This is a genomic window from Aromatoleum toluolicum (assembly GCF_012911005.2).
Taxonomy (GTDB): domain Bacteria; phylum Pseudomonadota; class Gammaproteobacteria; order Burkholderiales; family Rhodocyclaceae; genus Aromatoleum; species Aromatoleum toluolicum.
Map to the genome: position 1 here is coordinate 1 of NZ_WTVS01000055.1, position 26,316 is coordinate 26,316.

Consider the following 26,316-nt stretch of genomic DNA (forward strand, 5'->3'; position numbering starts at 1 on the left):
CAAGCGGAGCGCGCAGCGCCGGCACGGCGCGGAGGCGTCAGGGATTGACGCCCGAAGGGGCGAGACGCCGCAGGCGGCTCGATGCGCAGCACGAAAGCCCGGCCCCGCAGGGGAGACGCCCAGGGGTTAATACGGCGGGTCGTCATCCAAGCTGTCATCCACAGCCGGAAACGGGTTAATCCGGTAGCCCAAGTCTTCAATGGTACGGGCGTTGTCGGGTAGCTTGTCACGCATCCAAACCGGGATGCGGCCCTGCGCAAACAAATTGCACTCGGTCGGCTCTCGATCAGCGGTCAGCCACTCAACACGGAATGCCTGCCCGCCGAAGCCGATTCCCTCGCCAAGCACATTCCAGGTGTAATGCACGCCCTGGTAGATCACGCGCTGAATATCGGTGGCGTCGGCCAGCTCGGCCCAATAGGACTCCAGTTGCGAGACGGCATCCGATTTCGCCCGCTCGATCCGGGCCAAGGTGTCGGCGTCAGGGGTCGGACTGGCAGAAAAGGACAGGACTTGACGCCAGCCAGCGGCCGCATCCTCATGCGTGAAACCAGCGTGGATTCGCAACGGCTGCTCGGTAAAGCAATGCCGGGTTTCGCGCGTGTCATCGTTGAGGTGGATTTCCACGGACTGCCGCTTCGCCCGCAGCCAAGCCGTTCGCGCGGCCTGCTCCAAGCGGTCAGCCTCGCCCTTCGCGGTCCGACCTTCCGCATCGAGGCGGGATTGTTCGGCGCTGCCATCTTCGGCATCCACGCAGCGCAGAAAAACAGCGCGATGATGCGCTTTCGCGTCCTCCCAAGCCTGGAATTCCTGGGGGACGGCGTGCGGGGCGTCAATGAGGAAAAAATCGACGGTCATGATGTTCTCCGAGTTCCTGTTAATACCGGGCACGGAAAGGCTCGGATTGCCGCCAGTTGCGATCAAAATGGGCCAGATATGCCTTGGCCAGCGCCGGATTATTCCAGTTCACCAGGACATTCTCCGAATTCACGCGCGCGGCCGCGTCGGAGTAGTTGAAGCTCCCCAGCTCGACAGTCTGGCGATCCACGATCAGCACCTTGTCATGGTGGATCGGGTAAGCGGAAATTACGCGCACGTCGCAGCCAGCTTCAGCCAGCGCCGAAAGGGCCGCCCGGCCCTTTCCGCTCCGGTCGTCGGTGACGTTGTTCTTGTAGTCGGCCACCAGGGAAACGGCCACCCCGCGCTTGGCCGCGCGCAGCAGCGCGGCCACCACGCGCGGGCTGGTGAAGCTGTAGGACAGTGCCTTGATGTCTGTCTTCGCGGAGTCGATGACGCGAAGCACCAGGGCCTCGGCCCCGCCTTTGGGAGAAAAGCCCACCTCGATGGAGCCGGCCGCAGGCACGGATACGGGCGCGGCTGTCTCGATGGCATCGGCCAGCTCGCGCAGCACGCCGGGCTTGTAGGCGGAAGCGGAGCCGGCCCAGCTCAAGGCGAGGCCGGCGAGGATCACAGGAAGGAAGCGAGGGGGTTTCATGGGGTAGCTCCAGGAAGTTCGATCAAGCCGCAAGGCGCAGCTCGTTGAGGAAGTCAGCGGCCACCACGGGGCAGACGGCATTGCCCAGCAGGTGCATGGCATCGCGGTGGACGTTGGGGAGGACGTAGGACGGCGGAAAGCTCATAGCGTCCCGTGCCTCGGGCACGGCAAGCATTCGCATCCGGTCGCCCTCGATCACGGCCCAGCGGTCGCGGGTCGTGATGGTGCCGACAGGCCGGTGGATGCTGCGGCCAGTGAGGCCGCTGCCGCTGGAGTAGTACGGGATCAAGAAGCGGTCGCCGTGCGCAGCACGGCCCGCCGCGATCTGGCGCAGCGTCTTTTCGCTGCGCCTGGGCGTGGCGATCGGACTCCACGGGTGGGCATCCCACTGGATCACGTCGGCAATGGGTCGGTGCTCGCGGCGCGGCAGGCTCAAACGCAGCGGCCGCCGCGAGCGCGTGCAGACCAGGAACAGGCGTTGCCGGTTCTGCGGCACGCCATGATCGGCCGCATCGACCAGATGCGGCGAAACGGCGTAGCCCAGCCGGCGCAGCGCATCGCGCCAAGCCGGATAAAGCACCCACTTCTCGAAGTCCGGCACGTTCTCGACCAGGATCACCGGGCTGCGGTGATATTCCGCGCAAGCCACCACGGCCCAAGCCGTGCTGCGCAGCGCGTCATGGTGCGGCCGTTCGCGGCCTCTTGCCCTCGAATGCCCTTGGCAGGCTGGCGAAGCCAGCACAACATCATGCGCGGGCACCGCGCGCCAGTCGGCTTGCTGAAGGTCTTGGCACTCGTGCCAAGTGTCCGGGTGGTTGGTCTGGTGGTACTGAACAGCGAGCGGCCAATGGTTTGCGGCCCACACGACGCGCGCGCCGGCAAGGCGCGCGCCCTCGGTGAAGCCACCGGCCCCCGCAAAGAGGTCGATGCAGCGCATGGGTCAGAATTCCGTGGTCAGGGTGCCATCGGGGAGGCGCTTCATCAGGTCGAAGCCGTTATCCGTCCCGCCGCAGCTCTCCAGCTCCTTCAGCGCCGCCTTGAAAGTGTGGTGGTCGCTCCACACGTCTTCGGCATCGGTGCCGGCGTTCTCAACGATCACCCATTGCGGGTAATCCGTGGCTTGGGCGGTGGTGTTGGCCTGGGCGACGTGGGCGGTCTGCATGGTCGTTTTCCTTATGCGGAAGGGTTGAAGATGGTCTAAGCGGCTGGGGTCTGGTCTGCTCACCGTCACCCCTGCCGGGGCATCGCCTCATCACTGAAGCAATGCCTATATTCTACCCGTCAAACTATTGACCGTCAATAGATATTGGCGTTTATTTGCTTTCATTGTGAAAGCAAATAACACGCAAGCGCGGACTTTCGCGCGCGAAAGTCACCGCAGGGCGAAGCCAAAACGGTTGTAGAGGTAGAGGCCAGCGAGCGTCAGCGCCCCGGCCACGGCTGCACCGCCCAGGGCGTGCCACCAATCGCGGCCACTCGGCCACGTCGCCAGCAGGCATTGCACCGCCAGGAGCTTCAGGCCAAGGCTGGGCCACGCCAGAGCGGGCCAGCCAGCGGAATGCCACAGCAGGCCGGCGCTCAACGGGATGAGAAGGAACGGCGCGAGGGCCACGGGAACCGCATTCCACCAGCGCAGGCGCATGAACAGCACGCGCCCCAGCAGCAGCTCCCCGTCAGGCATCCGGCGCGGCAGGATCGACATGGAAACCGGGCGCGCACCAAACAGCCAGCCGGCCATCCAGTGCATAGCCTCATGGGCCAGCGTGCCAGGCAGCACGGACAGGGCGTACAGCCACGTCCAGCGCCGAACGGTGCGGGTCGCCACCAGCATGACCGCGAAGCTGGCCAGATGCAGCCACGCGGAGCCGATCATGTCTTGTCAGCCTTCTTTGCGGTGAAGCCCCGGATGGTCGCCTCTTGACTGGCGACTTGACTGCGCAGCGCGTCGAGTTCCCCTGTCACCCGGCCAAGTTGGGCGGCCGCATCGCGTGCCTCTTTGCGCGCCTCGTCCAGCTCGGCCTCCATGCGCTGCTTGGAAGTCTCCAGCTTGCCGATGACCTCCACGCTGCGCTGCTTCTGGTCGTGCAATGCCTGCTGGTGAGCATCTTTCAGTCGCCCCACCTCGGCATCATGCTGGGCACGTTGAGCAGCCGCCCCTTCGGCGTGCTCTTTCCGCGCCGCCGCCAGCTCGGCCGCTCCTTGATCCTGCACTCGCGCAAGTTCACCGCGAACTTGGGCCAGCTCGCGCTCCAAGTCTGCCGCTTGCTGGGAGAGTCGGGCCACGTCCGCGCGCTGGGTGGAAAGCTCGGCTTCCACCGTCCGGCGCGCAGCCTCCGCTTCATCACGCCGCGCACGCTCGGCCTTCAGGTCGTCATGCACCTCATTGGCCCGCTTCTCCAGCTCTGCCGCCCGTGCTTCACCAGCCGCAGCCCGTTCGGTTTGCGCAGCCACGTCGACTTGAAGGCTGGCGAGTTGGTCGGTCAGCTCGGCGGCTTGCCGGCGTGCTTCATCGCGCTCGTCCTCTCGCTTCTCGGCCAGGGCCAGCGCCTCCGCTGTCTCGGCTTCGAGTTCCTGACGCACCCGCTCCAGGGATTCACGCTCGGAGGCCAAGCGGCCATTGGCAAGCTCTAGGGCCACGCCCCACATGTCCGAAGCCCAGCCCTGCACCTTGTCGAGCACAACCTGGGGCGCGGCCTCGCGTACCGGCTCGGCCGACTCGGCAGCCTTGCGGCGGGCCTTCCAGGCGCGCAGCACCGGGCCGATGGTGGCGTAGCTGCCGCCCTTCGTGCTCGTCCACTTCGCCAGCAGTTCGCGCACCGTCTCGTTCGTCGGGCGCATCCCCTCTGCCGCCAGTTGTTCGGCGGCTTTACAGATCAGTTCTTCCGTGATGATCGCTTCGCTTGCCATGACAGGCTCCTTTCGGTTGATTGTGTTGTTTGTTGTTGTATGTTGTATTTTACAGCAAACAACAACAAACGCAACAGGCGAAGTGCCGGTCGGGATCGGCCGCCGTCGCCCTTGCCTTCGGCGTGCCGGCGTCGAGCTGGTGGTGGAAGCAGGTCGGTGGCCACCTCGGCGGCCGTCCTTCTGGAAAAGGGGTCCCCTCGTTTTCAGTGCAATAACTGGCGGTACGCAAACCCAGCACTGGCGCGGGGGTGGTGTTGGTAGATCGTTGATTCTGTTGGCTTTCCTGTTCACTTCTCAAACGGGTATCGTGGCCTCCCACTAATGGGGTTCACGATGCAGGACTGGCAAACGACGTTTTTGGGGATGCGTGAGCTGCCCCGCGATATCAGTGACTTCGAGATGAAGGCGTTTTTCACCTTCGATGGTGCAGAGCGCGAGGCAATCAATGCGCGCCGGGGTGACGCCCACAAGCTCGGTCTGGCGCTGCATATCGGGTTTTTGCGCATGAGTGGCCGCCTGCTGTATGCCTTTCGGGTGGTTCCCGTCGCCCTGTGGCGCCACTTGAGCGAGGAACTTGGCATTGCCACCCCTGATGTGGCTTCGCTGCGCACGCTGTACGGGCGGGAGAAGACACTGTTCGATCACCAGCAAGTAGCGTGCACGGCCCTTGGTTTTCGGTGGATGCCCTGATCGAAAAGCATTGGGACAGCCCGGTGCATCTGGCGGCTTCGGTCATGAGTGGTCACGCCAGTGCGGTGGCAGCACTGGCGCGGTTTGGCTCTGCTGCCCAGGGTGACCCCATCTATGACGCTGGCGTGCAATTGGGACGTTTGCTGCGAACCGCGTTCCTTGCCGACTACTTTGTTAAGGACGCTTTCAGGAATGAATTGCGCCGGGTGCTCAACCGGGGGGAGGCGGTCAACGCCCTCAAGCGCGCCATTTACACCGGCCGGATCAGCCCGGCACAGGCCAAACGTGTGGACGAAATGCAGGCTGTGGCCGACGCGTTGAGTCTGCTGGCCAACATCGTCATGGCGTGGAACACGTCACAAATGCAGGCTGTTCTGGATCGCTGGTCGAACCGCCGCCAGGCCATTCCGCCGGAACTGATCGGAAAAATTGCTCCCACCAGGCTGGAAAGCATCAACCTGCGAGGCGTGTTCCGCTTTCCTGTTGACCGTTATGCCGACCAAATCCTGCCCTCGCGGCAGGGAGCACCGATAACTGGCACCAACGGATGAAACCGATCACGGTTTGACGCCACGAATCGCAGATTTGAAAGTGAACAGGAAAGTCAATGAAATCAACGATCTACCAACACCACCTCCGCGCCAGTGCTAGCTTTTCGTACCGTCACTTATTGCACTGAAAACGAGGGGACCCCGAAAAGCCCCCGATAGACGAATCGGGCGCGTCGGCCCGAGCCTCGAATGGCTCCAGGCCGGGAAAAATGGGCAAGTTAGCCAGGATCAGGCCGATTTCATGCGTGCTGGCACTCGAATTCGACCGCCAAGCCCCGGAAACAGAGCCTTCGCGGGCAGTGATTCGTCTATCGTGTTCACTTTCGCCGGCAGGCATCCGGCTCGCATCGAGGCGGCCGCCGTAGGGCAGTGGCTGGCCAGCGGTTCGCATGAGCTGTTCGGGGTCGTCTCAGAAAACGGAAAATAAAGCACGCTAAGGCGTCGCCGCCCCTGCCAGGCTTGCCCCGCCCTGTAGTGACGCGATCAACGGGCAGGAAACATTCCCCTTTCGTGCATGGCAGGCGCACACGAGTTCAGACAGCACGGTTTCCATGCGCGCCAAGTCGGCCATCTTCTCGCGCACGTCCTTGAGCTTGTGCTCGGCCACGCTGCTGGCTTCCTCGCAGTGGGTGCCATCGTCGAGCCGCAGCAGCTCGGCGATTTCATCCAGGCTGAAGCCCAACCGCTGAGCGGATTTCACGAACCGCACCCGCGTTACATCCGCCTCCCCATAGCGGCGGATGCTGCCGTAAGGCTTGTCCGGCTCGGGCAGCAAGCCCTTGCGCTGATAGAACCGGATCGTCTCCACATTGACGCCGGCCGCCTTGGCAAAAACGCCAATGGTTAGGTTCTCCAAAGTATTTTCCATATCGCTTGACTCCGTACATGAGTACGGAAGTAAGGTTACGCTATCCAATCCAAATTCAAAAGGCCAACGTATGTCTGAATCGCAAAACGGGCGCGGTGCGCTCTTCGCCGGCGGGCTGGCCGCCATCCTCGCCTCCGCTTGCTGCCTCGGGCCGCTGGTTCTGATCGCCTTGGGCTTCAGCGGGGCTTGGATCGGCAACCTGACCGTGCTGGAGCCGTATCGCCCGATTTTCATCGGCGCAGCGCTGGTGGCGTTGTTCTTCGCCTGGCGGCGCATCTACCGCCCTGCGCAAGCCTGTAGGCCGGGTGAGGTCTGCGCGATTCCCCAAGTGCGAGCGACCTACAAGCTCATTTTCTGGGTCGTGGCCGTACTGGTTCTGGTCGCGCTCGGATTTCCCTATGTCATGCCATTTTTCTACTGATCGGAGTTCACCATGAAGAAACTGTTTGCCTCCCTCGCCCTCGCCGCCGTTGTTGCCCCCGTGTGGGCCGCTACCCAGCCCGTCACGCTGTCCGTACCGGGCATGACGTGCTCGGCCTGTCCGATCACCGTCAAGAAGGCGATTTCCAAGGTCGATGGCGTCAGTAAAGTTGCCGTGACCTTCGAGACCCGCGAAGCGGTGGTCACCTTCGATGATGCCAAGACCAGTGTGCAGAAGCTGACCAAGGCAACCGGGGACGCGGGCTATCCCTCCAGCGTCAAGCAGTGAGCCACTGAACCCGACCCTGGGGCGATCATGGGACTGATCACACGCATTGCCGACAAGGCCGGCGCGCTTGGCAGTGTGGTTTCCGCGATGGGCTGCGCCGCCTGTTTTCCGGCCATCGCCAGCTTGGGCGCGGCCATCGGGCTGGGCTTTCTACAGGAATACGAAGGCTTGTTCATTTTCACGCTGCTGCCGCTGTTCGCCGTCGTCGCTTTGCTGGCGAATGCACTGGGCTGGCTCAGTCATCGGCAATGGCACCGCAGCCTGCTCGGCATGATCGGGCCAGCCATCGTGTTCGCCGGAACCGTCTGGTTGCTTGGCAACTGGTGGACAGCGCGCCTCGTATACACCGGCCTGGCCCTGATGATCGGCGTGTCGATCTGGGACTTGGTTTCACCGGCAAATCGCCGCTGCGGGCCGGATGGCTGCGAACTCCCAGCAAAACACGGCTGACGGCGTGAGCCAGCGGCCAACACAGAAAAGGAACGATGAATGACCACCCTCAAAATCACCGGCATGACTTGCGACTCGTGCGCAGTGCATGTCAAGGAAGCCCTGGAGAAAGTGCCAGGCGTGCAGTCGGCGAATGTCTCATATACCAAGGGCAGCGCCAAGCTCGCCGTCGAGACCGGCACATCGCCGGACGCGTTGACTGCCGCCGTGGCCGGACTCGGTTATCGGGCCACGCTCGCCGACGCGCTCGTGCCTCCGGTGGGCGGCGGCTTGCTCGTCAAGATGCGCGAATGGCTAGGTAGCGGCGACAAGGCTGGTGATGATGGTGGCGGATTGCATATTGCCGTTATCGGCAGCGGCGGCGCGGCGATGGCGGCGGCGCTGAAGGCCGTCGAGCAAGGCGCGCACGTCACCCTGATCGAGCGCGGCACTATTGGCGGCACCTGCGTCAATATCGGCTGCGTGCCGTCCAAGATCATGATCCGCGCTGCTCACATCGCCCACTTGCGTCGAGAAAGCCCGTTCGATGGCGGCATGCCGCCCACACCGCCGACGATCTTGCGCGAGCGGCTGCTGGCCCAGCAGCAGGCGCGCGTCGATGAACTGCGCCACGCCAAATACGAAGGCATCCTGGATGACAATCCCGCCATCTCCGTGCTGCACGGCGAAGCCCGTTTCAAGGACGCGCACAGCCTGACCGTGCAACTCAACGGTGGTGGCGAACGTGTGCTGGCGTTCGACCGTTGCCTGATTGCCACCGGCGCGAGTCCGGCCGTGCCGCCGATTCCCGGCCTGAAGGACACGCCGTACTGGACTTCCACCGAAGCACTGGTCAGCGACACCATTCCTGAGCGGCTGGCCGTGATTGGTTCGTCGGTGGTAGCGCTGGAACTGGCGCAGGCGTTCGCCCGACTGGGCAGCAAAGTAACGATTCTTGCACGCAGCACCCTGTTCTTCCGCGAAGACCCGGCCATCGGTGAGGCAATCACGGCGGCGTTCCGCGCCGAAGGGATCGAGGTGCTGGAGCACACCCAGGCCAGCCAGGTCGCGCACGAGGGCGGCGAATTCGTGCTCACCACGGCGCACGGCGAGCTGCGCGCCGACAAACTGCTGGTCGCCACCGGTCGCTCGCCCAACACGCGCAGCCTGGCACTGGACGCGGCAGGTGTCGCGCTCAACCTGCAAGGCGCTATCGTCATCGACGTCGGCATGCGGACCAGCACGCCGGACATCTACGCGGCCGGCGACTGCACCGACCAGCCTCAGTTCGTCTATGTGGCGGCAGCGGCCGGCACCCGTGCGGCGATCAACATGACGGGCGGTGACGCGGCGCTTAACCTTGCCGCCATGCCTGCCGTGGTGTTCACCGATCCGCAAGTCGCCACCGTGGGCTACAGCGAGGCAGAGGCCCAGCACGACGGGATCGAGACCGACAGTCGCACCTTGACCTTGGACAACGTGCCGCGCGCACTCGCCAACTTCGACACACGCGGCTTCATCAAGCTGGTCGTTGAAGAAGGCAGCGGACGACTGATCGGCGTGCAGGCGGTCGCGCCGGAAGCGGGCGAGCTGATCCAGACCGCTGCGCTGGCGATTCGCAACCGCATGACGGTGCAGGAACTGGCCGACCAGTTGTTTCCCTACCTGACGATGGTCGAGGGCTTGAAGCTCGCGGCGCAGACCTTCAACAAGGATGTGAAGCAGCTTTCCTGCTGCGCCGGGTGAGAAAAAGGAGGTGTTCGATGAACGCCTACACGGTGTCCCGGCTGGCCCTTGATGCCGGGGTGAGCGTGCATATCGTGCGCGACTACCTGCTGCGCGGACTGCTGCGGCCGGTGGCGTGCACGCCAGGCGGCTACGGCCTGTTCGACGAGGCTGCCTTGCAGCGGCTGTGCTTCGTGCGGTCCGCCTTCGAAGCGGGCATCGGCCTCGATGCGCTGGCGCGGCTGTTCCGGGCGCTGGATGCAGCGGACGGTGGCGAAGCGGCCACGCAGCTTGCCGTGCTGCGCCAGTTCGTCGAACGCCGGCGCGAAGCGTTGGCCGATCTGGAAGCGCAGTTGGCCACCCTGCCGACCGAGCCGGCACAGCACGCGGAGAGTCTGCCATGAACGGCCCGGAACGCCTGCCGACCAAGACACGCAAGCCGTTCACCGGCTACCTGTGGGGCGCGCTGGCCGTGCTCACCTGTCCCTGCCATTTGCCGATTCTCGCCGTTGTGCTGGCCGGAACGACCGCCGGCGCATTCATCGGGGAGCATTGGGGTATTGCAGCCCTCACGCTGACCGGCTTGTTCGTGCTGTCCGTGACGCGGCTACTGCGGGCCTTCCGGGGCGGATCATGACGACCTCGCACCCCGCCGGATGGACGGCGACCGAGTTGGCGCAGGCGGTTGTGCGCGGGCAACTTGAGCTGCATTACCAGCCGATAGTCGATCTGCGCAGTGACCAGATTGTCGGTGCGGAAGCCCTGTTGCGCTGGCGTCATCCGACGCTCGGGCTGCTGCCGCCCGGCCAGTTCCTGCCTGTGGTCGAATCGTCCGGCCTGATGCCGGAAATCGGTGCCTGGGTGCTGGGCGCAGCCTGCCGCCAGATGCGCGAGTGGCGGAAGCTGGCGTGGCAACCGTTCCGGCTGGCCGTCAATGTTTCGGCGAGCCAAGTGAGACCGGGTTTCGACGGGTGGGTAAAGGACATGCTGGCTGATGCCGAGTTGCCCGCCGAGTCTCTTGAAATCGAGCTGACCGAATCGGTCGCATTCGGTAATCCGGCGATCTTCCCCGCCCTGGAAGCCTTGCGACAGATCGGTGTGCGCTTCGCCGCCGATGACTTCGGCACCGGCTATTCCTGCCTGCAACACCTGAAGTGCTGCCCGATTACTACGCTCAAGATCGACCAGTCCTTCGTCGCCGGACTCGTCGCCGATCACCGCGACCGAACCATCGTGCGCTCCGTGATTCAGCTTGCGCACGGGCTGGGCATGGACGTGGTGGCCGAGGGCGTGGAAACGCCGACCAGTCTCGCACTGTTGCGGCAAGCGGAGTGCGATACGGGACAAGGCTTCCTGTTCGCCAAGCCAATGCCGGCGGCGGCATTCGCCGCCTTTGTCAGTCAATGGAGGGGTGCCACCATGAATGCAAATGATCCGACTGCCACCAGTTGCTGCGTGTGCTGCAAGGAAATCCCGCTCGATGCCGCCTTTACCCCGGAAGGCGTGGAGTATGTCGAGCACTTCTGCGGGCTGGAGTGCTATCAGCGCTTCCAGGCGCGGGCCAAGGCAGAGAACGAAACCGGTGCTGATCCGAACACCTGCGGCTCGCTGCCGTCAGACTCAGGCATACCCTAACTTGGCGTCAGACCATCCGGCGCTAAATCGTCAGAATAGAGTTGCCTTCCGAATTGATTGACATGCGCCGTCAAGGGTCATAGATTTCTTCCTGACACATTTCCCTCAGGAGGATACCTTGCACGGTCAGCGCATCGGTTACGTCCGCGTCAGCAGCTTCGACCAGAACCCAGAACGGCAGCTCGAACAGATCCAGGTGGATAAAGTGTTCACCGACAAGGCGTCGGGCAAGGACACACGGCGGCCCGAACTGGAACGGCTGCTCGCCTTCGTGCGCGAAGGCGACACGGTCGTGGTGCACAGCATGGATCGTCTGGCGCGCAACCTCGACGACCTGCGCCGCCTGGTGCAGGGCCTCACCCAGCGCGGCGTACGCATCGAGTTCCTTAAGGAGCATTTGACCTTCACCGGCGAGGACTCGCCGATGGCGAACCTGATGCTGTCGGTAATGGGCGCGTTCGCCGAGTTCGAACGCGCCTTGATCCGCGAGCGGCAGCGCGAGGGCATCGCGCTCGCCAAGCAGCGCGGGGCCTACCGTGGCAGGAAGAAATCCCTGTCGTCTGAGCGTATTGCCGAACTGCGCCAACGTGTCGAGGCTGGCGAGCAAAAGACCAAGCTGGCTCGTGAATTCGGAATCAGTCGCGAAACCCTGTATCAATACTTGAGAACGGATCAGTAAATATGCCACGTCGTTCAATCCTGTCCGCCGCCGAGCGCGAAAGCCTGCTGGCGTTGCCGGACACCAAGGATGAGTTGATCCGTCACTACACGTTCAGCGAAACCGACCTCTCCATCATCCGGCAGCGGCGCGGCCCGGCCAACCGGCTGGGCTTCGCCGTGCAGCTCTGTTACCTGCGCTTTCCTGGTGTCATCCTGGGCGTCGATGAGCCGCCGTTTCCGCCCTTGTTGAAACTGGTCGCCGACCAGCTCAAGGTCAGCGTCGAAAGCTGGGACGAATACGGGCAGCGGGAGCAGACCCGGCGCGAGCACCTGGTCGAACTGCAAACGGTGTTCGGCTTCCAGCCCTTTACCATGGGCCACTACCGGCAGGCCGTCCAGTTGCTGACCGAGATGGCCTTGCAGACCGACAAGGGCATCGTGCTGGCCAGCACCTTGATCGAGCACCTGCGGCAGCAGTCGGTCATTCTGCCTGCCCTCAACGCCGTCGAGCGGGCGAGCGCCGAAGCAATCACCCGCGCCAACCGGCGCATCTACGATGCCTTGGCCGAACCGCTGTCGGACGCGCATCGCCGCCGCCTCGACGATCTGCTCAAGCGTCGGGACAACGGCAAAACGACCTGGCTGGCCTGGCTGCGCCAATCGCCCGTCAAACCGAATTCGCGGCACATGCTGGAACACATCGAACGCCTCAAAGCGTGGCAGGCGCTCGACCTGCCTTCTGGCATCGAGCGGTCGGTGCACCAGAACCGCCTGCTCAAGATCGCCCGTGAGGGTGGCCAGATGACGCCCGCCGACCTGGCCAAGTTCGAGGCGCAGCGACGCTATGCCACCCTGGTGGCGCTTGCCATCGAGGGCATGGCCACCGTCACCGACGAAATCATCGACCTGCACGACCGCATCCTGGGCAAGCTGTTCAACGCCGCCAAGAACAAGCATCAGCAGCAATTCCAGGCGTCCGGCAAGGCGATCAACGCCAAGGTGCGGTTGTTCGGCCGCATCGGCCAGGCGCTGATCGAGGCCAAGCAGGCGGGCCGCGATCCGTTCGCCGCCATCGAGGCCGTCATGTCCTGGGATGCCTTCGCCGAGAGCGTCACCGAAGCGCAGAAGCTTGCGCAGCCCGAGGACTTCGATTTCCTGCACCGCATCGGCGAAAGCTACGCCACGCTGCGCCGCTACGCGCCGGAATTCCTTGCCGTGCTCAAGCTGCGGGCCGCTCCCGCCGCGAAGGACGTGCTCGACGCCATCGAGGTGCTGCGCGGCATGAACAGCGACAACGCCCGCAAGGTGCCCGCCGACGCGCCGACCGAGTTCATCAAGCCGCGCTGGCAGAAGCTGGTCATGACCGACACCGGCATCGACCGGCGCTACTACGAACTGTGCGCGCTGTCGGAGATGAAGAACGCGTTGCGTTCCGGCGACATCTGGGTGCAGGGGTCGCGCCAGTTCAAGGACTTCGAGGACTACCTGGTGCCGCCCGCGAAATTCGCCAGCCTCAAGCAGGCCAGCGAATTGCCGCTGGCCGTGGCCACCGACTGCAACCGGTACCTGAACGACCGGCTGACGCTGCTGGAAACACAGCTTGCCACCGTCAACCGTATGGCGACGGCCAACGAGCTGCCGGACGCCATCATCACCGAGTCAGGCTTGAAGATCACGCCGCTCGACGCGGCGGTACCCGACACCGCCCAAGCGCTGATCGACCAGACGGCAATGATCCTGCCGCACGTCAAGATCACCGAACTGCTGCTGGAGGTGGACGAATGGACGGGCTTCACTCGGCATTTCGCGCATCTGAAATCGGGCGACCCGGCCAAAGACAAGAACCTGTTGCTGACCACGATCCTCGCCGACGCGATCAACCTGGGCCTGACCAAGATGGCGGAGTCTTGCCCCGGCACGACCTACGCCAAGCTGGCTTGGCTGCAAGCCTGGCACATCCGCGACGAAACCTACGGGGCGGCGCTGGCCGATCTGGTCAACGCACAGTTCCGCCATCCCTTCGCCGAGCACTGGGGCGACGGCACCACCTCATCGTCGGACGGCCAGAACTTCCGCACCGGCAGCAAGGCCGAGAGCACCGGCCACATCAACCCGAAATACGGGAGCAGCCCAGGGCGGACGTTCTACACCCACATTTCTGACCAGTACGCGCCATTTCACACCAAGGTCGTGAACGTCGGCGTGCGCGATTCGACCTACGTGCTCGACGGCCTGCTGTACCACGAGTCCGACTTGCGGATCGAGGAGCATTACACCGACACGGCGGGCTTCACCGATCACGTCTTCGCCCTGATGCACCTCCTGGGCTTCCGCTTCGCGCCGCGCATCCGCGACCTGGGCGACACCAAGCTCTACATCCCGAAGGGCGACGCCGCCTATGACGCGCTGAAACCCATGATCGGCGGCACGCTCAACATCAAGCACGTCCGCGCCCATTGGGACGAAATCCTGCGGCTGGCCACCTCGATCAAGCAGGGCACGGTGACGGCCTCCCTGATGCTCCGAAAGCTCGGCAGCTACCCACGCCAGAACGGCCTGGCCGTGGCGCTCCGCGAGCTGGGCCGCATCGAGCGCACGCTGTTCATCCTGGACTGGCTGCAAAGCGTGGAACTGCGCCGCCGCGTGCATGCCGGCCTGAACAAGGGCGAGGCGCGCAATGCGCTGGCCAGGGCAGTGTTTTTCAACCGCCTGGGTGAAATCCGCGACCGCAGTTTCGAGCAGCAGCGCTACCGGGGGGTCTCCTCGTTTTCAGTGCAATAAGTGACGGTACGCAAAGCTAGCACTGGCGCGGGGGTGGTCTGGGTAGACCGTTGATTTCATTGACTTTCCTGTTCGCTTTGTAAACGGGTATGGTGGCCTCCCACTTTTGAGGTTCACGATGCAGGGTTGGCACACAACGTTTTTGGGGATGCGTGGGCTCCCCCGCGATATCAGCGACTTCGAGATGAAGGCATTTTTCACCTTCGATGGTGCCGAGCGCGACGCAATCAATGCACGCCGAGGTGATTCCCACAAGCTTGGTCTGGCGCTCCATATTGGTTTCCTGCGCATGAGTGGGCGTTTGCTCGGTGCCTTTCGGGTAATTCCAGTAGCCTTGTGGCGCCACCTTGGCAACGAGCTTGGCATTGCAGCACCAGAAGTCGCCTCGCTGAGAGCCATGTATGAACGCGGGCGCACGCTATTCGATCACCAACAAGTAGCCTGCACGGTCCTTGGATTCCAGTGGATGAGCGAGCACCAGCGCCGCTCACTGGTACGTGAACTGCGCGACGAAGTGGCGCGCTGCGCCGACCGCGATCAGCTACTCGTGCGGGCGCGTCAATGGCTGTACAAGAACAAGCTGGTGATCGTGCACGAGCGGGCAATTCGGACACTGATTGCGGCGGCACTTGCCCAGCTTGAAGTTGAAACAGGCACCGCCATCGCCGCCAGCGTTGATCCAGCAACACTTGATCGCTGGCGAGCCTCAGTTTCAGAGCTGCGCCCAGATGGACAAACCCAGCAGAGTTGGCTATGGGCTGCACCGGCGAAACACTCAACCCGCCAAATCAGCGAGGTACTGGAGCGCATCGACCTGCTTTACACGCTGGACGTTCATAAGCACCTGGCAGACATCCCCGATCTCATCTTGCGCCGCTACGCGCGCCGACTTGTCTCCAGGCCGCCCTCAGCCGGAGCCAAGATCAAAGAGCCAGCGCGCACCGTGGAGGTCGCATGCTTTCTTCGGTATTGCCTGTTCACCACCACAGACCAGTTGATCCTTATGGTGCAGCGCCGGATCGCCGATCTGTGGCGTCAGGCTGCCGCCGATGTCCCCGCTACCGTCAATTGGGCCGCAATGTACAAAACGCTGCTCGGCGAACTTGTTGCCTTGAGCGCGCAAGGTGCGGTGCCAGATGCTGAGTTGCGTGCCCGTCTTGAAGCCTTGATCACCGAAACCCAGAAACGCAAACCACCGAGCAGGGCCTCCCTGGTCCGCGAGGGATTGATTGATGGAATTCGCCCCGTGCGGTCGTTGCTCGTCGCCATTGCAAAGCTGCCCTGGCAGGCCACCGGCGAGCATCCTGCCATCGAGTACCTTGCCAAGCTGCAAGCTTTATATCTCAAAGGATCCAGAAAGCTGCCAGTTGAAGTGGTGGCACCAAGTCTGGGAATGATCTGGCAGGTTTCGATCTCCAGCCCAGACCGGGAACGGGCGTTTCAGGCGTTGGAGGTGGCCACCCTGTTTGCCCTGCGCCGCGCGGTGCGCAATGGCTCGGTCTGGATTGAGCACAGCCTGAGCTTTCGGGGTCGTGCGCGCTTGTTCTTCACGGACGAGCGTTGGCAGGCAGAGTCCAAGAAACACTATGCCCGTCTATCGTTACCCAGCAAGGCTGCCACTTTCTTGAAGCCTTTGCTGGCCAGAGTAACTGCCGGTGTCGATGCGGTGGCCGCTGCAGCCCGCAGTGGCGTACTGCGCGTGGATGATGAACTCCATTTGTCGCCATTGCCCGCAGAGGACGAAGACCCAGAAGTGACCAAGCTGCGCGCGGCTTTGGATCACCGCATCGGTGAGGTTCAATTGCCGGAAGTGATTCTGGCCGTTGACGCCCAGGTGCGCTTTAGCTGGATCATGCTCGGACGTGAGCCGCGCTCTACCGACGAGCTGCTGATGGTCTATGCCGGCATCATGGCCCACGGCACCAGTCTGACTGCGGTCGAATGCGCGCGCATGATTCCGCAATTGTCTGCCACCAGCATTCGCCAGGCCATGCGCTGGGCGCGGGACGAACGGCGTCTGAGCCAGGCCTGCCAGGCTGTGCTGGAATTCATGCAGCGACACCCGATTGCCGCCACCTGGGGGCGGTCCGATTTGGCATCTTCTGACATGATGAGCATGGAGACCACCAAACGGGTGTGGCAAGCCCGGCTTGATCCTCGGCGCAACACACCTTCCATTGGAATCTACTCCCATGTAAAAGACCGGTGGGGCATCTTCCATGCGCAGCCCTTTGTGCTCAATGAGCGCCAGGCGGGCGTGGCCATTGAAGGTGTCATCCGCCAAGAAAAGCTGGAGACCAGCCAGCTTGCTGTGGATACCCATGGCTACACCGACTTTGCCATGTCACATGCCCGTTTGCTTGGTTTTGATCTTTGCCCGCGGTTGAAGGAACTCAAACAGCGCCACCTCTTTGTGCCACGCGGCACCAAAGTGCCCGCAGAAATCGCTGCGGTGTGCGAAGCCAATGTCGACGTCGCTTTGATCGAAAAGCATTGGGATAGTCTGGTGCACCTGGCAGCCTCGGTCATGAGCGGACATGCCAGTGCGGTGGCAGCTCTTGCGCGGTTCGGTTCTGCCGCCCAGGGCGATCCAATCTATGAGGCTGGCGTGCAATTGGGGCGGTTGCTGCGTACGGCGTTTTTGGCTGACTACTTTGTCAAGGACGCTTTCAGGAACGAGTTGCGCCGGGTGCTCAATCGGGGCGAGGCTGTTAACGCCCTCAAGCGCGCCATTTATACCGGCCGGATCAGCCCGGCGCAGGCCAAACGTGTCGATGAAATGCAGGCTGTGGCCGATGCGTTGAGCCTGATGGCCAACATCGTGATGGCGTGGAATACCTCACAGATGCAGGCGGTCCTGGATCGCTGGTCGAACCGCCGCCAGGTCATTCCACCGGAACTGATCGGGAAGATTGCGCCCACCAGGCTGGAGAGCATCAACTTGCGGGGTGTGTTTCGCTTCCCGGTTGACCGCTATGCTGACCAAATCCTGCCTTCGCGGCCAAATGCATCGATAACTGGCACCAATGGATGAAACCGACCACGGTTTGACGCCACGAATCGCAGATTTGAAAGTGAACAGGAAAGTCAATGAAATCAACGATCTACCAACACCACCTCCGCGCCAGTGCTAGCTTTTCGTACCGTCACTTATTGCACTGAAAACGAGGAGACCCCTCACCGGGCCGGTGGCCCTCGCCGCTGGGCTTTGCGGCCCTGACGGGCCTTCCTGGCCCGTTTCCGGGGCCTTCCCTGCCCTGCCCCACCGGCGCGGCCGTTGTGGACAGTTTCGGGACAAGTCGGCCGAGGCCGGCCGGCGCAGCCCTGACGTTGACACTTGAGGGGCAGCGGGGCCGGCGCGATGTTGACACTTGGGGGGCAGCGGCCGATTTCGGCCTGGTCGAGCCGTCCAGGCGGCCGCCGAGGCGGCCTAAGTGCCTGATCGGCATGGAGTTATCCACCGAAGTTGTGGATAACCCTGTTAGGAACCCTGCCCCGGTATTGACACTTGAGGGGCGGCCCTACTGACACTTGAGGGGCGCGGTTCTTGACACTTGAGGGGCAGCGTATTGACACATGGGGGGCTTATCCATTGACACTTGAGGGGCGGCCTCTTCGCGCTTTTCCTTGGCGTGACAACGGTTTACGCGCGTTTTTCGGTCATGCTAACCAGGTTTTTAACCGTCTTTATAACCTTTTTATATAACCAGGTAGTTTTAACCAGAGGCTGGCGAAAAAAACGGCAACACGGCCCAAGCTACCGCGCAGCATGACCGGCCGCCGAAGGGGGGAAACCCCCCTTCTCGATCCCACCCGGCCGCAAGCGGCCTCCCATCCCCCCAGGGGCTACGCCCCTCGGCCGCCTTGCGGCCTCACCCCACAATGGAGCGCCTTCGGCGCTACGGCTTAGGAGAGCCAGGCGCAAGCGCCTGGCGGAAGGCAGTAAGTTCGAGAGCTTGCGAGGGGGCAAAGCCCCCTCACACTCCCCAACCAGGTCGCCGCGGTTCGACCGGCCGCGCGATCCTCAAGCATCGCAGCAGCTCCACCGCCGCAGGTTTTACGCCAAGGAAGGGGGTCGGCCAGCTCGGCCGGTGGCGCGGAAAGCGCCCCTCAAGTGTCAATGAAACGTGAGACGCGGGGCCAGGCCCGCGCCGATCACAAGCCGAGTTCGGAGTGAGAGCCGAGGCGCACCAGGCGCAGCGTGTCGGCGTCGGGCTTCTGGTAGATCAGCACCAGGTCGGGCTTGACGTGGCAATCCCGGTGATCCTTCCAGTCCCCGGTCAGCGCGTGGTCGCGGTGCCGAGGTTCCAGCGGCTGGTCGTCGGCGAGCGCGACCAGGACGGGCACCAGGTCGGCGTCGAGCGTGGCCCGGTGCTGCCCTTTCGCCTCGCGCTTGTAGTCGCGCTTGAACTGGCCGGTGCGCTCAATCTGCCGCATGCAGATCGGCCATCAGATCGTTGACGGTGGCGAAGCGCGGCAGCTTGCCCTTGCGGGCTTCCTTCATCGCCTCGATGGTGGTGGCGTTCGGAATCAGCGGCTCGAAGGGCAGCGCCTTGTCCTGGGCCACCTTCGTGAGCAGCAGCCGCACCGCGTCGGACACGGTAAGGCCCATCGCGGCCAGGACGGCCGCCGCTTCTTCCTTGATCGCGCCGTCGATGCGCGTTTGTACGAGCTGGTTTGCAGCCATGATTGGTTCTCCGGTTGGGTTCGTGAATTACATTGTAATGCACGCCAAGGGAAAGGGCAAGGTTTAGCGGCTAAAACGTTTAGCTAAAGTGCTTGACGATTAGGACATTTTGCCCTAATATAGCACTTGAAGGCCGGGCATTTCGCCCAGGTCAACTACCGGAGAAAGTCCGATGAACACCCAAGAGCAACCCGTTACCGCTTCCCTGGTCGCCGAGGCCCAGCGCCTCGACTTCCTGCCCGCCTACTTCGGCCCGCGTCTGATGATGCGCGGCGAGGCCCTGGTGTATGCCTGGCTTCGCCGGCTCTGCGAACGCTACAGCGGCGCGTATTGGCACTACTACACCTTGTCGGACGGCGGTTTTTACATGGCCCCCGACCTGGCCGACCGCCTGGAGATCGAGGTGGACGGCAACGGCTTCCGAGGCGAGTTGTCGGCCGACGCCGCCGGCATTGTCGCAACCCTGTTCGCGCTGGGTCAGCTCGCGGCCGAGGCCGCCGACACGGACGCCGGCGATGCCCTGATCGACCGCTATCACTTCCTGCGCGGCTTCGCAGCCAGCCACGCCGAGGCGGCCGCGATCTACCGGGCTATTGACTGATGAGGGGCGGCCCCGGCTTCGGCCGGGGCTTCCAGGAGGCGACCATGACCAGGAACAACGCTCCCCAGGCACCGACGAACAGCTACGCGACGGACGGCAAGTGCCACAACGCCGAGCCGGGCACCTACGGCCACGAATGCGGCAAGCCGGCCGCATGGATCGGCACGAACCACAAGGGGTTCAGCTCGGGATTCTGCGACGACTGCAAGCGCCACGGCTACGAAGCCCGCGACGTGATCGCGTGGCGGCGTGCTGACACTTGAGGGGCCGGCCGATGGCGAAGAAACGCAAGACGCCGGCCCAGCCGGGCCAGGACTGGAACGCGCCGGCGGCCGAGCTGCTGGCCGAGCTGCCCACCGACCGCGACGAGCTGCTGGCCGCCGCCGTGGCGGCCGTGGTGGAGATCGACGCGGCGATCATGCGCGGTGACGGTGCGGCCGCCGAGGCGGCCAGCGACCGATACGAGGCCGTCATCTGGAAGATGAACGGCGGAACGCACGTGGGCAGCATGGCCGACCACGACGCGCCCGGCCAGGTCATCGAGCGCCATTGCGCGGCGGTGCCTGGCGACGTGCCCTTGTGGGGCCAGCGCGGCCAGTTCCTGGTCGCGGATGGCGACATGCGCGCCCTGGTGGAGTACGAGGCCGGCTACGGCGGGCCGCTGGGTGCCCACTTCCAGTTCCACGTCATCGACCTGGACAGGCCGTTTATCTCCGAAACGGGCTACCGCTCGCACTTCGACACGGCGCAGGGCTGCATGACGGTGGACGAGGTTGCGCGCGGCATCCTGGCTGCGCAGCGAGCCGAGAAGAAGCGCCCGGTGATGGTCGAGGCCAGCTACCGCGACCGCCTGGCCGATGCTCCCCTGCCCGCTTGGCTGGCCGGCTTGGAGCCGCCGGCGCGGCGCGCACCGGCGACCGTCCTGGTGCCGCCGGGGTTCGTCCTGGTCGATGTGGTGCTGCCCTCGCATCGGGCCTTCATCGCCAGGCGCTGGGCGGCCGAGGCCGCGACCAGGATCAAGGCGGCCAGGGCCGCCGGGTTGGACGCCAAGGGAAAAATCACCGGCGCAGGCCCGGAGCGAGATCCCGCATCGCCAGAAACGACGATGACCTGCAGCATCGTCAAAGCCGACGATGCCGAGCCGGGCGAGGGCGGGCCTGTATCGCCGGAAACAACGATGCCGCGAGCGAGCGCGGCAACCTGCAGCATCGCCAGGAATGGCGATGGAGGCCCGGCCGACCTGGTGGAGTTCAAGCCCGGCCAGCGGTGCGAGATCGTGAGCGTCCATCACCCGGTTTTCGACCGCTACATCGGCAAGCGCATCATCATCGTGAAGGTGCATCCCGACACCCGCCAGGTGTGGGCGCACGACGACAGGCCGGTAACGTACAAGACCAATCGCGCAGGCCGGCGCGTGGTCGATTCAGACCCGAGCTGCATCCAGTCGATCTACGGCTTCGACCAGTTGCGGCTTATCACTTGACCAGGAGAACGAACGAATGACGAACGACGCCAATATCCGGCTGGAGTGCTTGAAGCCGGCCGAACGCTGGGCGCAACCGACCGGCGAGGAAGTCCGAGAGGTGCTGCGCCTGGCCGGGTTCAGCGGCAGCAAGGCCGCGAAGGCGCTGGGGCTGGGCGCGAAGGGCGACCGCACGATCCGCCGCTGGATCGGCGAGGACACCCCGATTCCCTATGCGGCATGGGCGATCCTGTGCGACCAGGCCGGGCTGGGCGTGATCTGGAAAGAGGATTGACGCCAAGGGAAAGGTTTTAGCGGCTAAAGTTTAGCCTTCGGATTCCGGTAAAGCGAAAAAAGTTTAGCTAAAGTGCTTGACAGGTTAGGGCATTTTGCCCTAATATAGCACTTGAAGGCCGGGCACATTGCCCAGGTCAACTACCGGAGAAAGTCCGATGAGCGACAACAAGATTATGCCCTGGATTGACGAGCTGGAGGGCGCGGCAGCGACCGACTTCCCGGCCCGCCGTGACGAGATCGCGGCCATGATGGCCGAGGCGGCCGAGCTGGTGTGCAAAGCCGAGGAACTGCGCGGCAAGGCGTACTTCGCCGGATGCTCCCTGGAGGGGCAGGCCAAGGGCCATTGGTCGATGGAAGCCGTCGAGCAGGCCAAGCGCCGGGCCGGCTGGTAAGAGCACATGGCCCGGTCGGCAACGGCCGGGCCTATCGAGGACGCCAAGAAGGAGTATTGCGTGAGCCGAGGCAAGATCAAGGGCGGCCCCAGGTGGAGGAACGCCCCGGAGTGATCCGGGGCGCTTGGCCTGGTGCTGGCACACCGTAACCATGCTTCCGAGTGGGAGCACCCAGCATTCAACACGTAAGCGCGTGGAGGGTCAAGCTATGTCCAACATCATCAAGTTCCCCAAGGAGATCGAGCAGCCCGCCGCGCCCGCGCCGGTGGAGCCTGCCGCCGCGTCTGCTGCCCCCAACAAGGCCCCCGGTGCTGGCCTGCTGGCCGGCCTGGTCAAGTTCGTATGGGTGGCGACCGTGCTGGTCTGGCCGATCCTCAAGTGGGTGCTGTCGATTGCCACCTTCTTCCAGTTCGTGCGGATGCTCTACCACTGGAACACGCCTGGCGTGTATGCCGGTTGGTCGTTCCTGGCGTACTTCGCGGTGCTGACCGCGATCACCTACTTCGTTTCGATCTACAAGCCGAAGGGGCTTTGACATGAAAAAACAGACCCTACCCTACCCGCCGGGATTCGTGGAGCCGAACACCGGCCGGGTGGCCGTCCTGGTGCGCGAGTACGCGGCCAGCGACTTGAACGGCGATGCGCCGGCCTATTGGTACAGCGCGCAATCCGAGGAATGGGGCCTTGACCCCTGGCGACTGGTGGAAGGCGTCGATCCGCACACCGCCGGCGGTCAGTTCGACGTGTGCTTTGCCAACGGTTCGAGCCGCACGGTCGGCCCGCTGATGACGTTCTTCATGAGTGCCGCTGACGCGGCCAGGTTGAACGCCAAGAAAGAAGATCACGCGCCCATTTTTAGCCGCTAAAACGCTTGACGCGGGCGGCGAGTTTAGCTAAACTTCTGCACATGGTCGGCGGCTGGCACCGCCTTTTGTTCAACAACCGGGTGTGGAGTTTATATGGGTGTTCTCCATGAAGAAACGGCTAACCGAAGCCCAATTCCAGGCGGCGATCAAGGGCCTGGAGATCGGGCAACAGACCATCGACATAGCGCGCGGCGTGCTGGTCGATGGAAGGCCCCAGGCCGAGTTTGTGGCCTCGCTGGGGCTGACCAAGGGGGCGGTATCGCAAGCGGTCAGCCGCGTGTGGGCAGTGGCGGGGGAAGTGCTCCCGCAGGGCTTCGAGCGGGTGACGGCGGTACTGCCGGAGCATCAAGCGTTCATCGTCAAGCGTTGGGAAGCCGACGCCAAGGGAAAGAGGAAACAGGAACCCAACTCATGAAAACACTGGTCACGGCAATTCAGAAAGGCGGTCAAGGCAAGACGTTCGCAACCTGCCACCTGGCGTTCGACTTCCAGGAGCGCGGCCTTCGGGTTGCAGTGATCGACCTGGACACCCAGGGCAATGCGAGCTGGACGCTGGCCGGCCACGACTCGGGCTATCCCGCCAGTCGCATGTTCACCGCCGGCGGCGACGAGCTGCGCGCCTGGTTCGCTGACCGGGAGGATGACGGCCTGGCGCTGATCGCGGCAGACGCCAACCTGGCGAACCTGGACAAGATGGAGCTTTCCCAGGCGGCCGCCGCGCTGCGGGCCAGTGTGGCCGCGCTGGGCGAGTTCTTCGACGTGTGCCTGATCGACACGGCCCCCTCCCTTGGCGTCGCCATGACGGCGGCCGTGCTGACGGCCGACTACATGCTGTCGCCCATCGAAATGGAGGCGTACAGCTTGCAGGGCATGAAGAAGATGGTCGCGGTCATCAGCAACCTGCGCAAGCAGAACCCCAAGCTGCGCTTCCTCGGCATGGTGCCGAACAAGGTGGACGCGCGGAAGCCGCGCCACGTCAACAACCTGGCGACGTTGCAGCAGGCATACCCGCAGCTCATCTTGCCGTTCAGCATCGGCGCGCGTGACAGCATCGCCGAGGCGCTGGGCGAGCAGATGCCGGTGTGGAAGATCAAGAAGACCGCCGCGCGGAAGGCCACCCAGGAGGTGCGTGCGCTGGCGGATTACGTGTTCACGAAGATGGAGATCGCGCAATGAGCGCCAAGACCAACGCCAAGAAGAAGGAGCAGGACAAGCCGCAATCGTCCGGGCTGGGCCTGGACGGGCTGGGCGACCTGGCCGGCCTGCTGAACGAGCAGCCGGCGGCCAACGCCGGCGGCGCAGGCCCGCAGGAGCTGCCGCTTGACCTGATCGACGAAGACCCGCACCAGCCGCGCACGGCCGACAACCCCGGCTTCTCGCCGGAGAGCATCGCGGAGATCGGCGAGACGATCAAAGCGCGCGGCGTGAAGTCGCCCATCAGCGTGCGCGAGAACCCGGACGCACCGGGGCGCTACCTCATCAACCACGGCGCGCGGCGCTATCGCGGCTCGAAGTGGGCGCACAAGACCACGATCCCGGCCTTCATCGACAACGACTACAACGAGGCCGACCAGGTTATCGAGAACCTGCAACGCAACGAGCTGACGGCGCGTGAGATCGCCGACTTCATCGGCCGCGAGCTGGCGAAGGGCAAGAAGAAGGGCGAGATCGCCAAGGAGATCGGCAAGTCGCCGGCCTTCGTCACGCAGCACGTCACGCTGCTGGACTTGCCCGAACCCATTGCCGAGGCGTTCAATAGCGGCCGGGGCAAGGACGTGACTGTCATCAACGAGCTGGTGACGGCCTACAAGAAGAACCCCGACGAGGTGGCCGCCTGGCTGGCCGACGACAGCCAGGAGCTGACGCGCGGCTCGGTGAAGCTGCTGCGCGAGTTCCTGGAGGACAAGCGCAGTCACGAGGACGGCGACCGTGATCCCAACACCGTCGATGCGCTGACCGGCAAGACCGACGCCGAGGCCGGCGACGGCGAGCAGGGGCCGCAGGATGATGACGCCAAGGGGAAGAAGGAGCCGAAGGAGGCCGACCCCGACAAGCTCAAGAAGGCCATCATCCAGGTCAAGCACGACGACCGGCCGGCACGGCTGATCCTCAACCGCCGGCCCCCGGCCGAGGGCTGGGCCTGGCTCAAATACGAGGATGACGGCCAGGAGTTCGAGGCCGACCTTGGCACCGTGCAGCTTGTCGCGCTGCTGGAGGGCTGACACGCCCAGCGCCGGGCATCGCCGACCACCGACCCCCACCCATCGCCCCGCCATCGAGCGGGGCTTTTTTTGCCCGCGTTTTAGCCGCTAAAAAAAGTTCAGCTAAACCGCTTGCGTAGTGTTGTATGTTGTAGTATGCTTCACGCTACAACATACAACCGGCCAAAGGAGGCCCGACATGGCGATCTCGAAGGAGCAGATATTTGCGGTGGCCGACGAACTGGACGCGGCCGGCCAGAACCCCACGCTGGCGAACGTGCGCAAGCAGCTCGGCAGCGGCAGCTTCACCACCATCAGCGAGGCGATGAACGAGTGGCGCGCACGCAAGGCCAGCCAGGCCGCCCCGATCCGCGAGCCGGCACCGCAGGCGATCACTGACAAGCTGGCCGAGCTGGGCGGCGACTTGTGGGCCGTGGCGCTGGAAATGGCGAACAACCGCCTGGCCGCCGAGCGCGAGGCGCTGGAGGCCGTGCGCCAGGAGACGGAAGCAGCGCGCCAGGAAGCCGCAGAGCTGGCCGACCAGCTCACCGGCGAGCTGGACGAGGCCAAGGCCCGCATCGCGGCCCTGGAGGCCGTCGAGGCGGCCGCCAAGGGCGAGGCCGACGAGCTGCGCGGCAAGCTCGCGGCGACCAGCGAGCGCGCGGCCACGGCCGAGGCCAGGGCCGGCGAGCTGCGCACGGAGCTGGATCACGCCCATCAGGAAGCCCGCCAGGCGCGCGCAGAGCGCGACAAGGCCCAGGAGAGGGCCACGGCCAGCGCCGACCAGGTGGAGGCCCTGCGGGCCGACCTCGCGGCCGCGAACAGCCGTACCGCCGAGATCGAGCGCCGCGCCGGCGAGCTGCGTGCCGACCTGGAGCGGGCGAACCAGGCGACCGACCAGGCGCGCGCCGCTCAGGCCGAGCAGCGGAAGGCCACCGAGGCGGCCGCCGCCGAGCGCGACCAGGTGCGCGCGGAGCTGGTGAAGGTGCAGGCCAAGGCCGAGGCGGCCGAGCAGGCCCACCAGGAGCAGCGCAAGGCGATGGCGGCCGAGGCACACCGCCAGGCCGAGCGGCTGACCGCCGCCCAGGGCGAGCGCGACCAGGCGAAGCGCGACGCTGCCCAGGCCCGCGAGGAAGCGGCCGGGCTTCGCGGCCGGCTGGAGGCCCTGGAAACCGTCATGGCGCAAGGCCGGGCGGCCGATCCGACCAGCGGCGGACGCAAAAAGACCTGATAAATCGGTTGGTTTTCCTTAAAATTACCCTGGAACCCTGACAAAACGCACAACCCGGCCGCTGGGAAGAGCCGGCCTCGCTTTGCCGAGGTCGGCTTTTTTGTTGGAGCGCGGCTTGCATGGGGCCAC

Annotated in this window: 30 protein-coding genes and 2 pseudogenes; 23 read left to right on the forward strand and 9 right to left on the reverse strand. The window is 64.2% G+C overall.

Going from position 1 to position 26,316, the window contains the following annotated elements; all coding sequences use genetic code 11:
- Positions 1-126: 126 nt before the first annotated feature.
- The 6 genes from GPA27_RS20870 to GPA27_RS20895 form a co-directional block, all read right to left on the reverse strand.
- The gene (locus tag GPA27_RS20870) at positions 127-858 is read right to left on the reverse strand and encodes a hypothetical protein (RefSeq protein ID WP_009242156.1); all 732 of its coding nucleotides are present in this window, start codon (positions 856-858) and stop codon (positions 127-129) included.
- A gap of 19 nt (positions 859-877) precedes the next feature.
- The gene (locus GPA27_RS20875; RefSeq protein WP_009242155.1) at positions 878-1,495 is read right to left on the reverse strand and encodes a phospholipase D family nuclease; all 618 of its coding nucleotides are present in this window, start codon (positions 1,493-1,495) and stop codon (positions 878-880) included.
- 22 nt (positions 1,496-1,517) lie between these two features.
- Entirely contained in the window at positions 1,518-2,432 is a 915-nt protein-coding gene (locus GPA27_RS20880; protein ID WP_009242154.1) for a DNA cytosine methyltransferase, read from the reverse strand.
- Positions 2,433-2,435: 3 nt separating this feature from the next.
- A complete protein-coding gene (locus GPA27_RS20885; RefSeq protein WP_004637279.1) occupies positions 2,436-2,657 on the reverse strand; it encodes a hypothetical protein in 222 nt (73 codons plus the stop codon).
- Between the two features lie 210 nt (positions 2,658-2,867).
- The gene (locus GPA27_RS20890) at positions 2,868-3,368 is read right to left on the reverse strand and encodes a hypothetical protein (RefSeq protein WP_004637282.1); all 501 of its coding nucleotides are present in this window, start codon (positions 3,366-3,368) and stop codon (positions 2,868-2,870) included.
- Positions 3,365-4,402 carry a DNA-binding protein gene (locus GPA27_RS20895; RefSeq protein WP_004637284.1) on the reverse strand — a complete coding sequence of 346 codons (1,038 nt, stop codon included), beginning with the start codon at positions 4,400-4,402 and terminating at the stop codon, positions 3,365-3,367. Before GPA27_RS20895 ends, GPA27_RS20890 begins: the two co-directional genes overlap by 4 nt.
- Before the next feature lie 399 nt (positions 4,403-4,801).
- Here GPA27_RS20895 and GPA27_RS20900 point away from each other — a divergent pair, with 399 nt between their 5' ends.
- Positions 4,802-5,092 (forward strand): DUF4158 domain-containing protein, encoded by a 291-nt coding sequence (locus GPA27_RS20900; RefSeq protein ID WP_232357567.1) that lies wholly within the window; start codon positions 4,802-4,804, stop codon positions 5,090-5,092.
- Positions 5,086-5,643, forward strand: a pseudogene (locus GPA27_RS20905) (Tn3 family transposase); the annotation flags it as partial. The gene GPA27_RS20900 and the pseudogene GPA27_RS20905, both read left to right, overlap by 7 nt.
- Positions 5,644-6,076: 433 nt before the next feature.
- Here GPA27_RS20905 and merR read toward each other — a convergent pair.
- On the reverse strand, positions 6,077-6,511 hold the full coding sequence (gene merR, locus GPA27_RS20910; protein WP_004636746.1) for a mercury resistance transcriptional regulator MerR: 435 nt from the start codon (positions 6,509-6,511) through the stop codon (positions 6,077-6,079).
- A gap of 70 nt (positions 6,512-6,581) precedes the next feature.
- Between merR and merT the strand changes: the two genes are divergently transcribed.
- The 10 genes and pseudogenes from merT to GPA27_RS20965 all read left to right on the forward strand — a co-directional run bounded on the left by merT (position 6,582) and on the right by GPA27_RS20965 (position 17,484).
- Entirely contained in the window at positions 6,582-6,932 is a 351-nt protein-coding gene (gene merT / locus GPA27_RS20915; RefSeq protein ID WP_004636748.1) for a mercuric ion transporter MerT, read from the forward strand.
- A gap of 12 nt (positions 6,933-6,944) precedes the next feature.
- Entirely contained in the window at positions 6,945-7,220 is a 276-nt protein-coding gene (gene merP, locus GPA27_RS20920; RefSeq protein WP_004636750.1) for a mercury resistance system periplasmic binding protein MerP, read from the forward strand.
- Positions 7,221-7,247: 27 nt separating this feature from the next.
- Positions 7,248-7,670 (forward strand): organomercurial transporter MerC, encoded by a 423-nt coding sequence (merC, locus tag GPA27_RS20925; RefSeq protein WP_004636756.1) that lies wholly within the window; start codon positions 7,248-7,250, stop codon positions 7,668-7,670.
- A gap of 39 nt (positions 7,671-7,709) precedes the next feature.
- The gene (merA, locus tag GPA27_RS20930) at positions 7,710-9,395 is read left to right on the forward strand and encodes a mercury(II) reductase (RefSeq protein ID WP_004636758.1); all 1,686 of its coding nucleotides are present in this window, start codon (positions 7,710-7,712) and stop codon (positions 9,393-9,395) included.
- 17 nt (positions 9,396-9,412) lie between these two features.
- The gene (gene merD, locus GPA27_RS20935; protein WP_004636761.1) at positions 9,413-9,778 is read left to right on the forward strand and encodes a mercury resistance co-regulator MerD; all 366 of its coding nucleotides are present in this window, start codon (positions 9,413-9,415) and stop codon (positions 9,776-9,778) included.
- The gene (gene merE, locus GPA27_RS20940; protein WP_004099015.1) at positions 9,775-10,011 is read left to right on the forward strand and encodes a broad-spectrum mercury transporter MerE; all 237 of its coding nucleotides are present in this window, start codon (positions 9,775-9,777) and stop codon (positions 10,009-10,011) included. Before merD ends, merE begins: the two co-directional genes overlap by 4 nt.
- Positions 10,008-11,009: a DUF3330 domain-containing protein gene (locus tag GPA27_RS20945; protein ID WP_004636771.1), complete on the forward strand. Its 1,002-nt coding sequence runs from the start codon at positions 10,008-10,010 to the stop codon at positions 11,007-11,009. Before merE ends, GPA27_RS20945 begins: the two co-directional genes overlap by 4 nt.
- A 118-nt stretch (positions 11,010-11,127) precedes the next feature.
- Entirely contained in the window at positions 11,128-11,688 is a 561-nt protein-coding gene (locus tag GPA27_RS20955) for a recombinase family protein (protein WP_003124096.1), read from the forward strand.
- 2 nt (positions 11,689-11,690) lie between these two features.
- Positions 11,691-14,423 (forward strand): annotated as a pseudogene (locus tag GPA27_RS20960) (Tn3 family transposase); the annotation flags it as partial.
- A 145-nt stretch (positions 14,424-14,568) separates the two neighbouring features.
- Entirely contained in the window at positions 14,569-17,484 is a 2,916-nt protein-coding gene (locus tag GPA27_RS20965) for a Tn3-like element IS1071 family transposase (RefSeq protein ID WP_003049965.1), read from the forward strand.
- Between the two features lie 1,121 nt (positions 17,485-18,605).
- Here the strand turns inward: GPA27_RS20965 and GPA27_RS20970 are convergent.
- Positions 18,606-18,887 (reverse strand): type II toxin-antitoxin system YafQ family toxin, encoded by a 282-nt coding sequence (locus tag GPA27_RS20970; protein ID WP_011114071.1) that lies wholly within the window; start codon positions 18,885-18,887, stop codon positions 18,606-18,608.
- Positions 18,874-19,137, reverse strand: a complete 264-nt coding sequence (locus GPA27_RS20975; RefSeq protein ID WP_011114070.1) for a type II toxin-antitoxin system RelB/DinJ family antitoxin — start codon at positions 19,135-19,137, stop codon at positions 18,874-18,876. Before GPA27_RS20975 ends, GPA27_RS20970 begins: the two co-directional genes overlap by 14 nt.
- A 172-nt stretch (positions 19,138-19,309) precedes the next feature.
- On the opposite strand from GPA27_RS20975, the gene GPA27_RS20980 reads away from it, so the two are divergent.
- The 11 genes from GPA27_RS20980 to GPA27_RS21030 all read left to right on the forward strand — a co-directional run bounded on the left by GPA27_RS20980 (position 19,310) and on the right by GPA27_RS21030 (position 26,187).
- Positions 19,310-19,738 (forward strand): antirestriction protein, encoded by a 429-nt coding sequence (locus tag GPA27_RS20980; RefSeq protein ID WP_011114069.1) that lies wholly within the window; start codon positions 19,310-19,312, stop codon positions 19,736-19,738.
- Between the two features lie 44 nt (positions 19,739-19,782).
- Entirely contained in the window at positions 19,783-20,001 is a 219-nt protein-coding gene (locus GPA27_RS20985) for a hypothetical protein (protein WP_012478187.1), read from the forward strand.
- Positions 20,002-20,012: 11 nt separating this feature from the next.
- The gene (locus GPA27_RS20990; RefSeq protein ID WP_011114068.1) at positions 20,013-21,221 is read left to right on the forward strand and encodes a hypothetical protein; all 1,209 of its coding nucleotides are present in this window, start codon (positions 20,013-20,015) and stop codon (positions 21,219-21,221) included.
- A 16-nt stretch (positions 21,222-21,237) separates the two neighbouring features.
- Positions 21,238-21,495 carry a transcriptional repressor KorC gene (gene korC / locus GPA27_RS20995; RefSeq protein WP_011114067.1) on the forward strand — a complete coding sequence of 86 codons (258 nt, stop codon included), beginning with the start codon at positions 21,238-21,240 and terminating at the stop codon, positions 21,493-21,495.
- A gap of 157 nt (positions 21,496-21,652) precedes the next feature.
- Complete coding sequence (gene kleA, locus GPA27_RS21000) at positions 21,653-21,889, forward strand: stable inheritance protein KleA (RefSeq protein ID WP_011114066.1); 237 nt, start codon at positions 21,653-21,655, stop codon at positions 21,887-21,889.
- A 208-nt stretch (positions 21,890-22,097) separates the two neighbouring features.
- The gene (gene kleE / locus GPA27_RS21005; RefSeq protein ID WP_011114065.1) at positions 22,098-22,424 is read left to right on the forward strand and encodes a KleE stable inheritance protein; all 327 of its coding nucleotides are present in this window, start codon (positions 22,098-22,100) and stop codon (positions 22,422-22,424) included.
- Between the two features lies 1 nt (position 22,425).
- Positions 22,426-22,755, forward strand: coding sequence for a DUF2761 domain-containing protein (locus tag GPA27_RS21010; protein ID WP_011114064.1), 330 nt, complete (start codon positions 22,426-22,428; stop codon positions 22,753-22,755).
- 106 nt (positions 22,756-22,861) lie between these two features.
- Positions 22,862-23,170 (forward strand): transcriptional regulator KorA, encoded by a 309-nt coding sequence (locus tag GPA27_RS21015; RefSeq protein ID WP_011114062.1) that lies wholly within the window; start codon positions 22,862-22,864, stop codon positions 23,168-23,170.
- The gene (locus tag GPA27_RS21020; protein WP_011114061.1) at positions 23,167-23,931 is read left to right on the forward strand and encodes a ParA family protein; all 765 of its coding nucleotides are present in this window, start codon (positions 23,167-23,169) and stop codon (positions 23,929-23,931) included. The genes GPA27_RS21015 and GPA27_RS21020 overlap by 4 nt, the downstream gene beginning before the upstream one ends.
- Positions 23,928-24,977, forward strand: coding sequence for a transcriptional repressor gene korB (locus GPA27_RS21025; protein ID WP_011114060.1), 1,050 nt, complete (start codon positions 23,928-23,930; stop codon positions 24,975-24,977). Before GPA27_RS21020 ends, GPA27_RS21025 begins: the two co-directional genes overlap by 4 nt.
- A gap of 121 nt (positions 24,978-25,098) precedes the next feature.
- Positions 25,099-26,187 (forward strand): DNA-binding protein, encoded by a 1,089-nt coding sequence (locus GPA27_RS21030; protein ID WP_256223066.1) that lies wholly within the window; start codon positions 25,099-25,101, stop codon positions 26,185-26,187.
- Positions 26,188-26,316 lie beyond the last annotated feature (129 nt).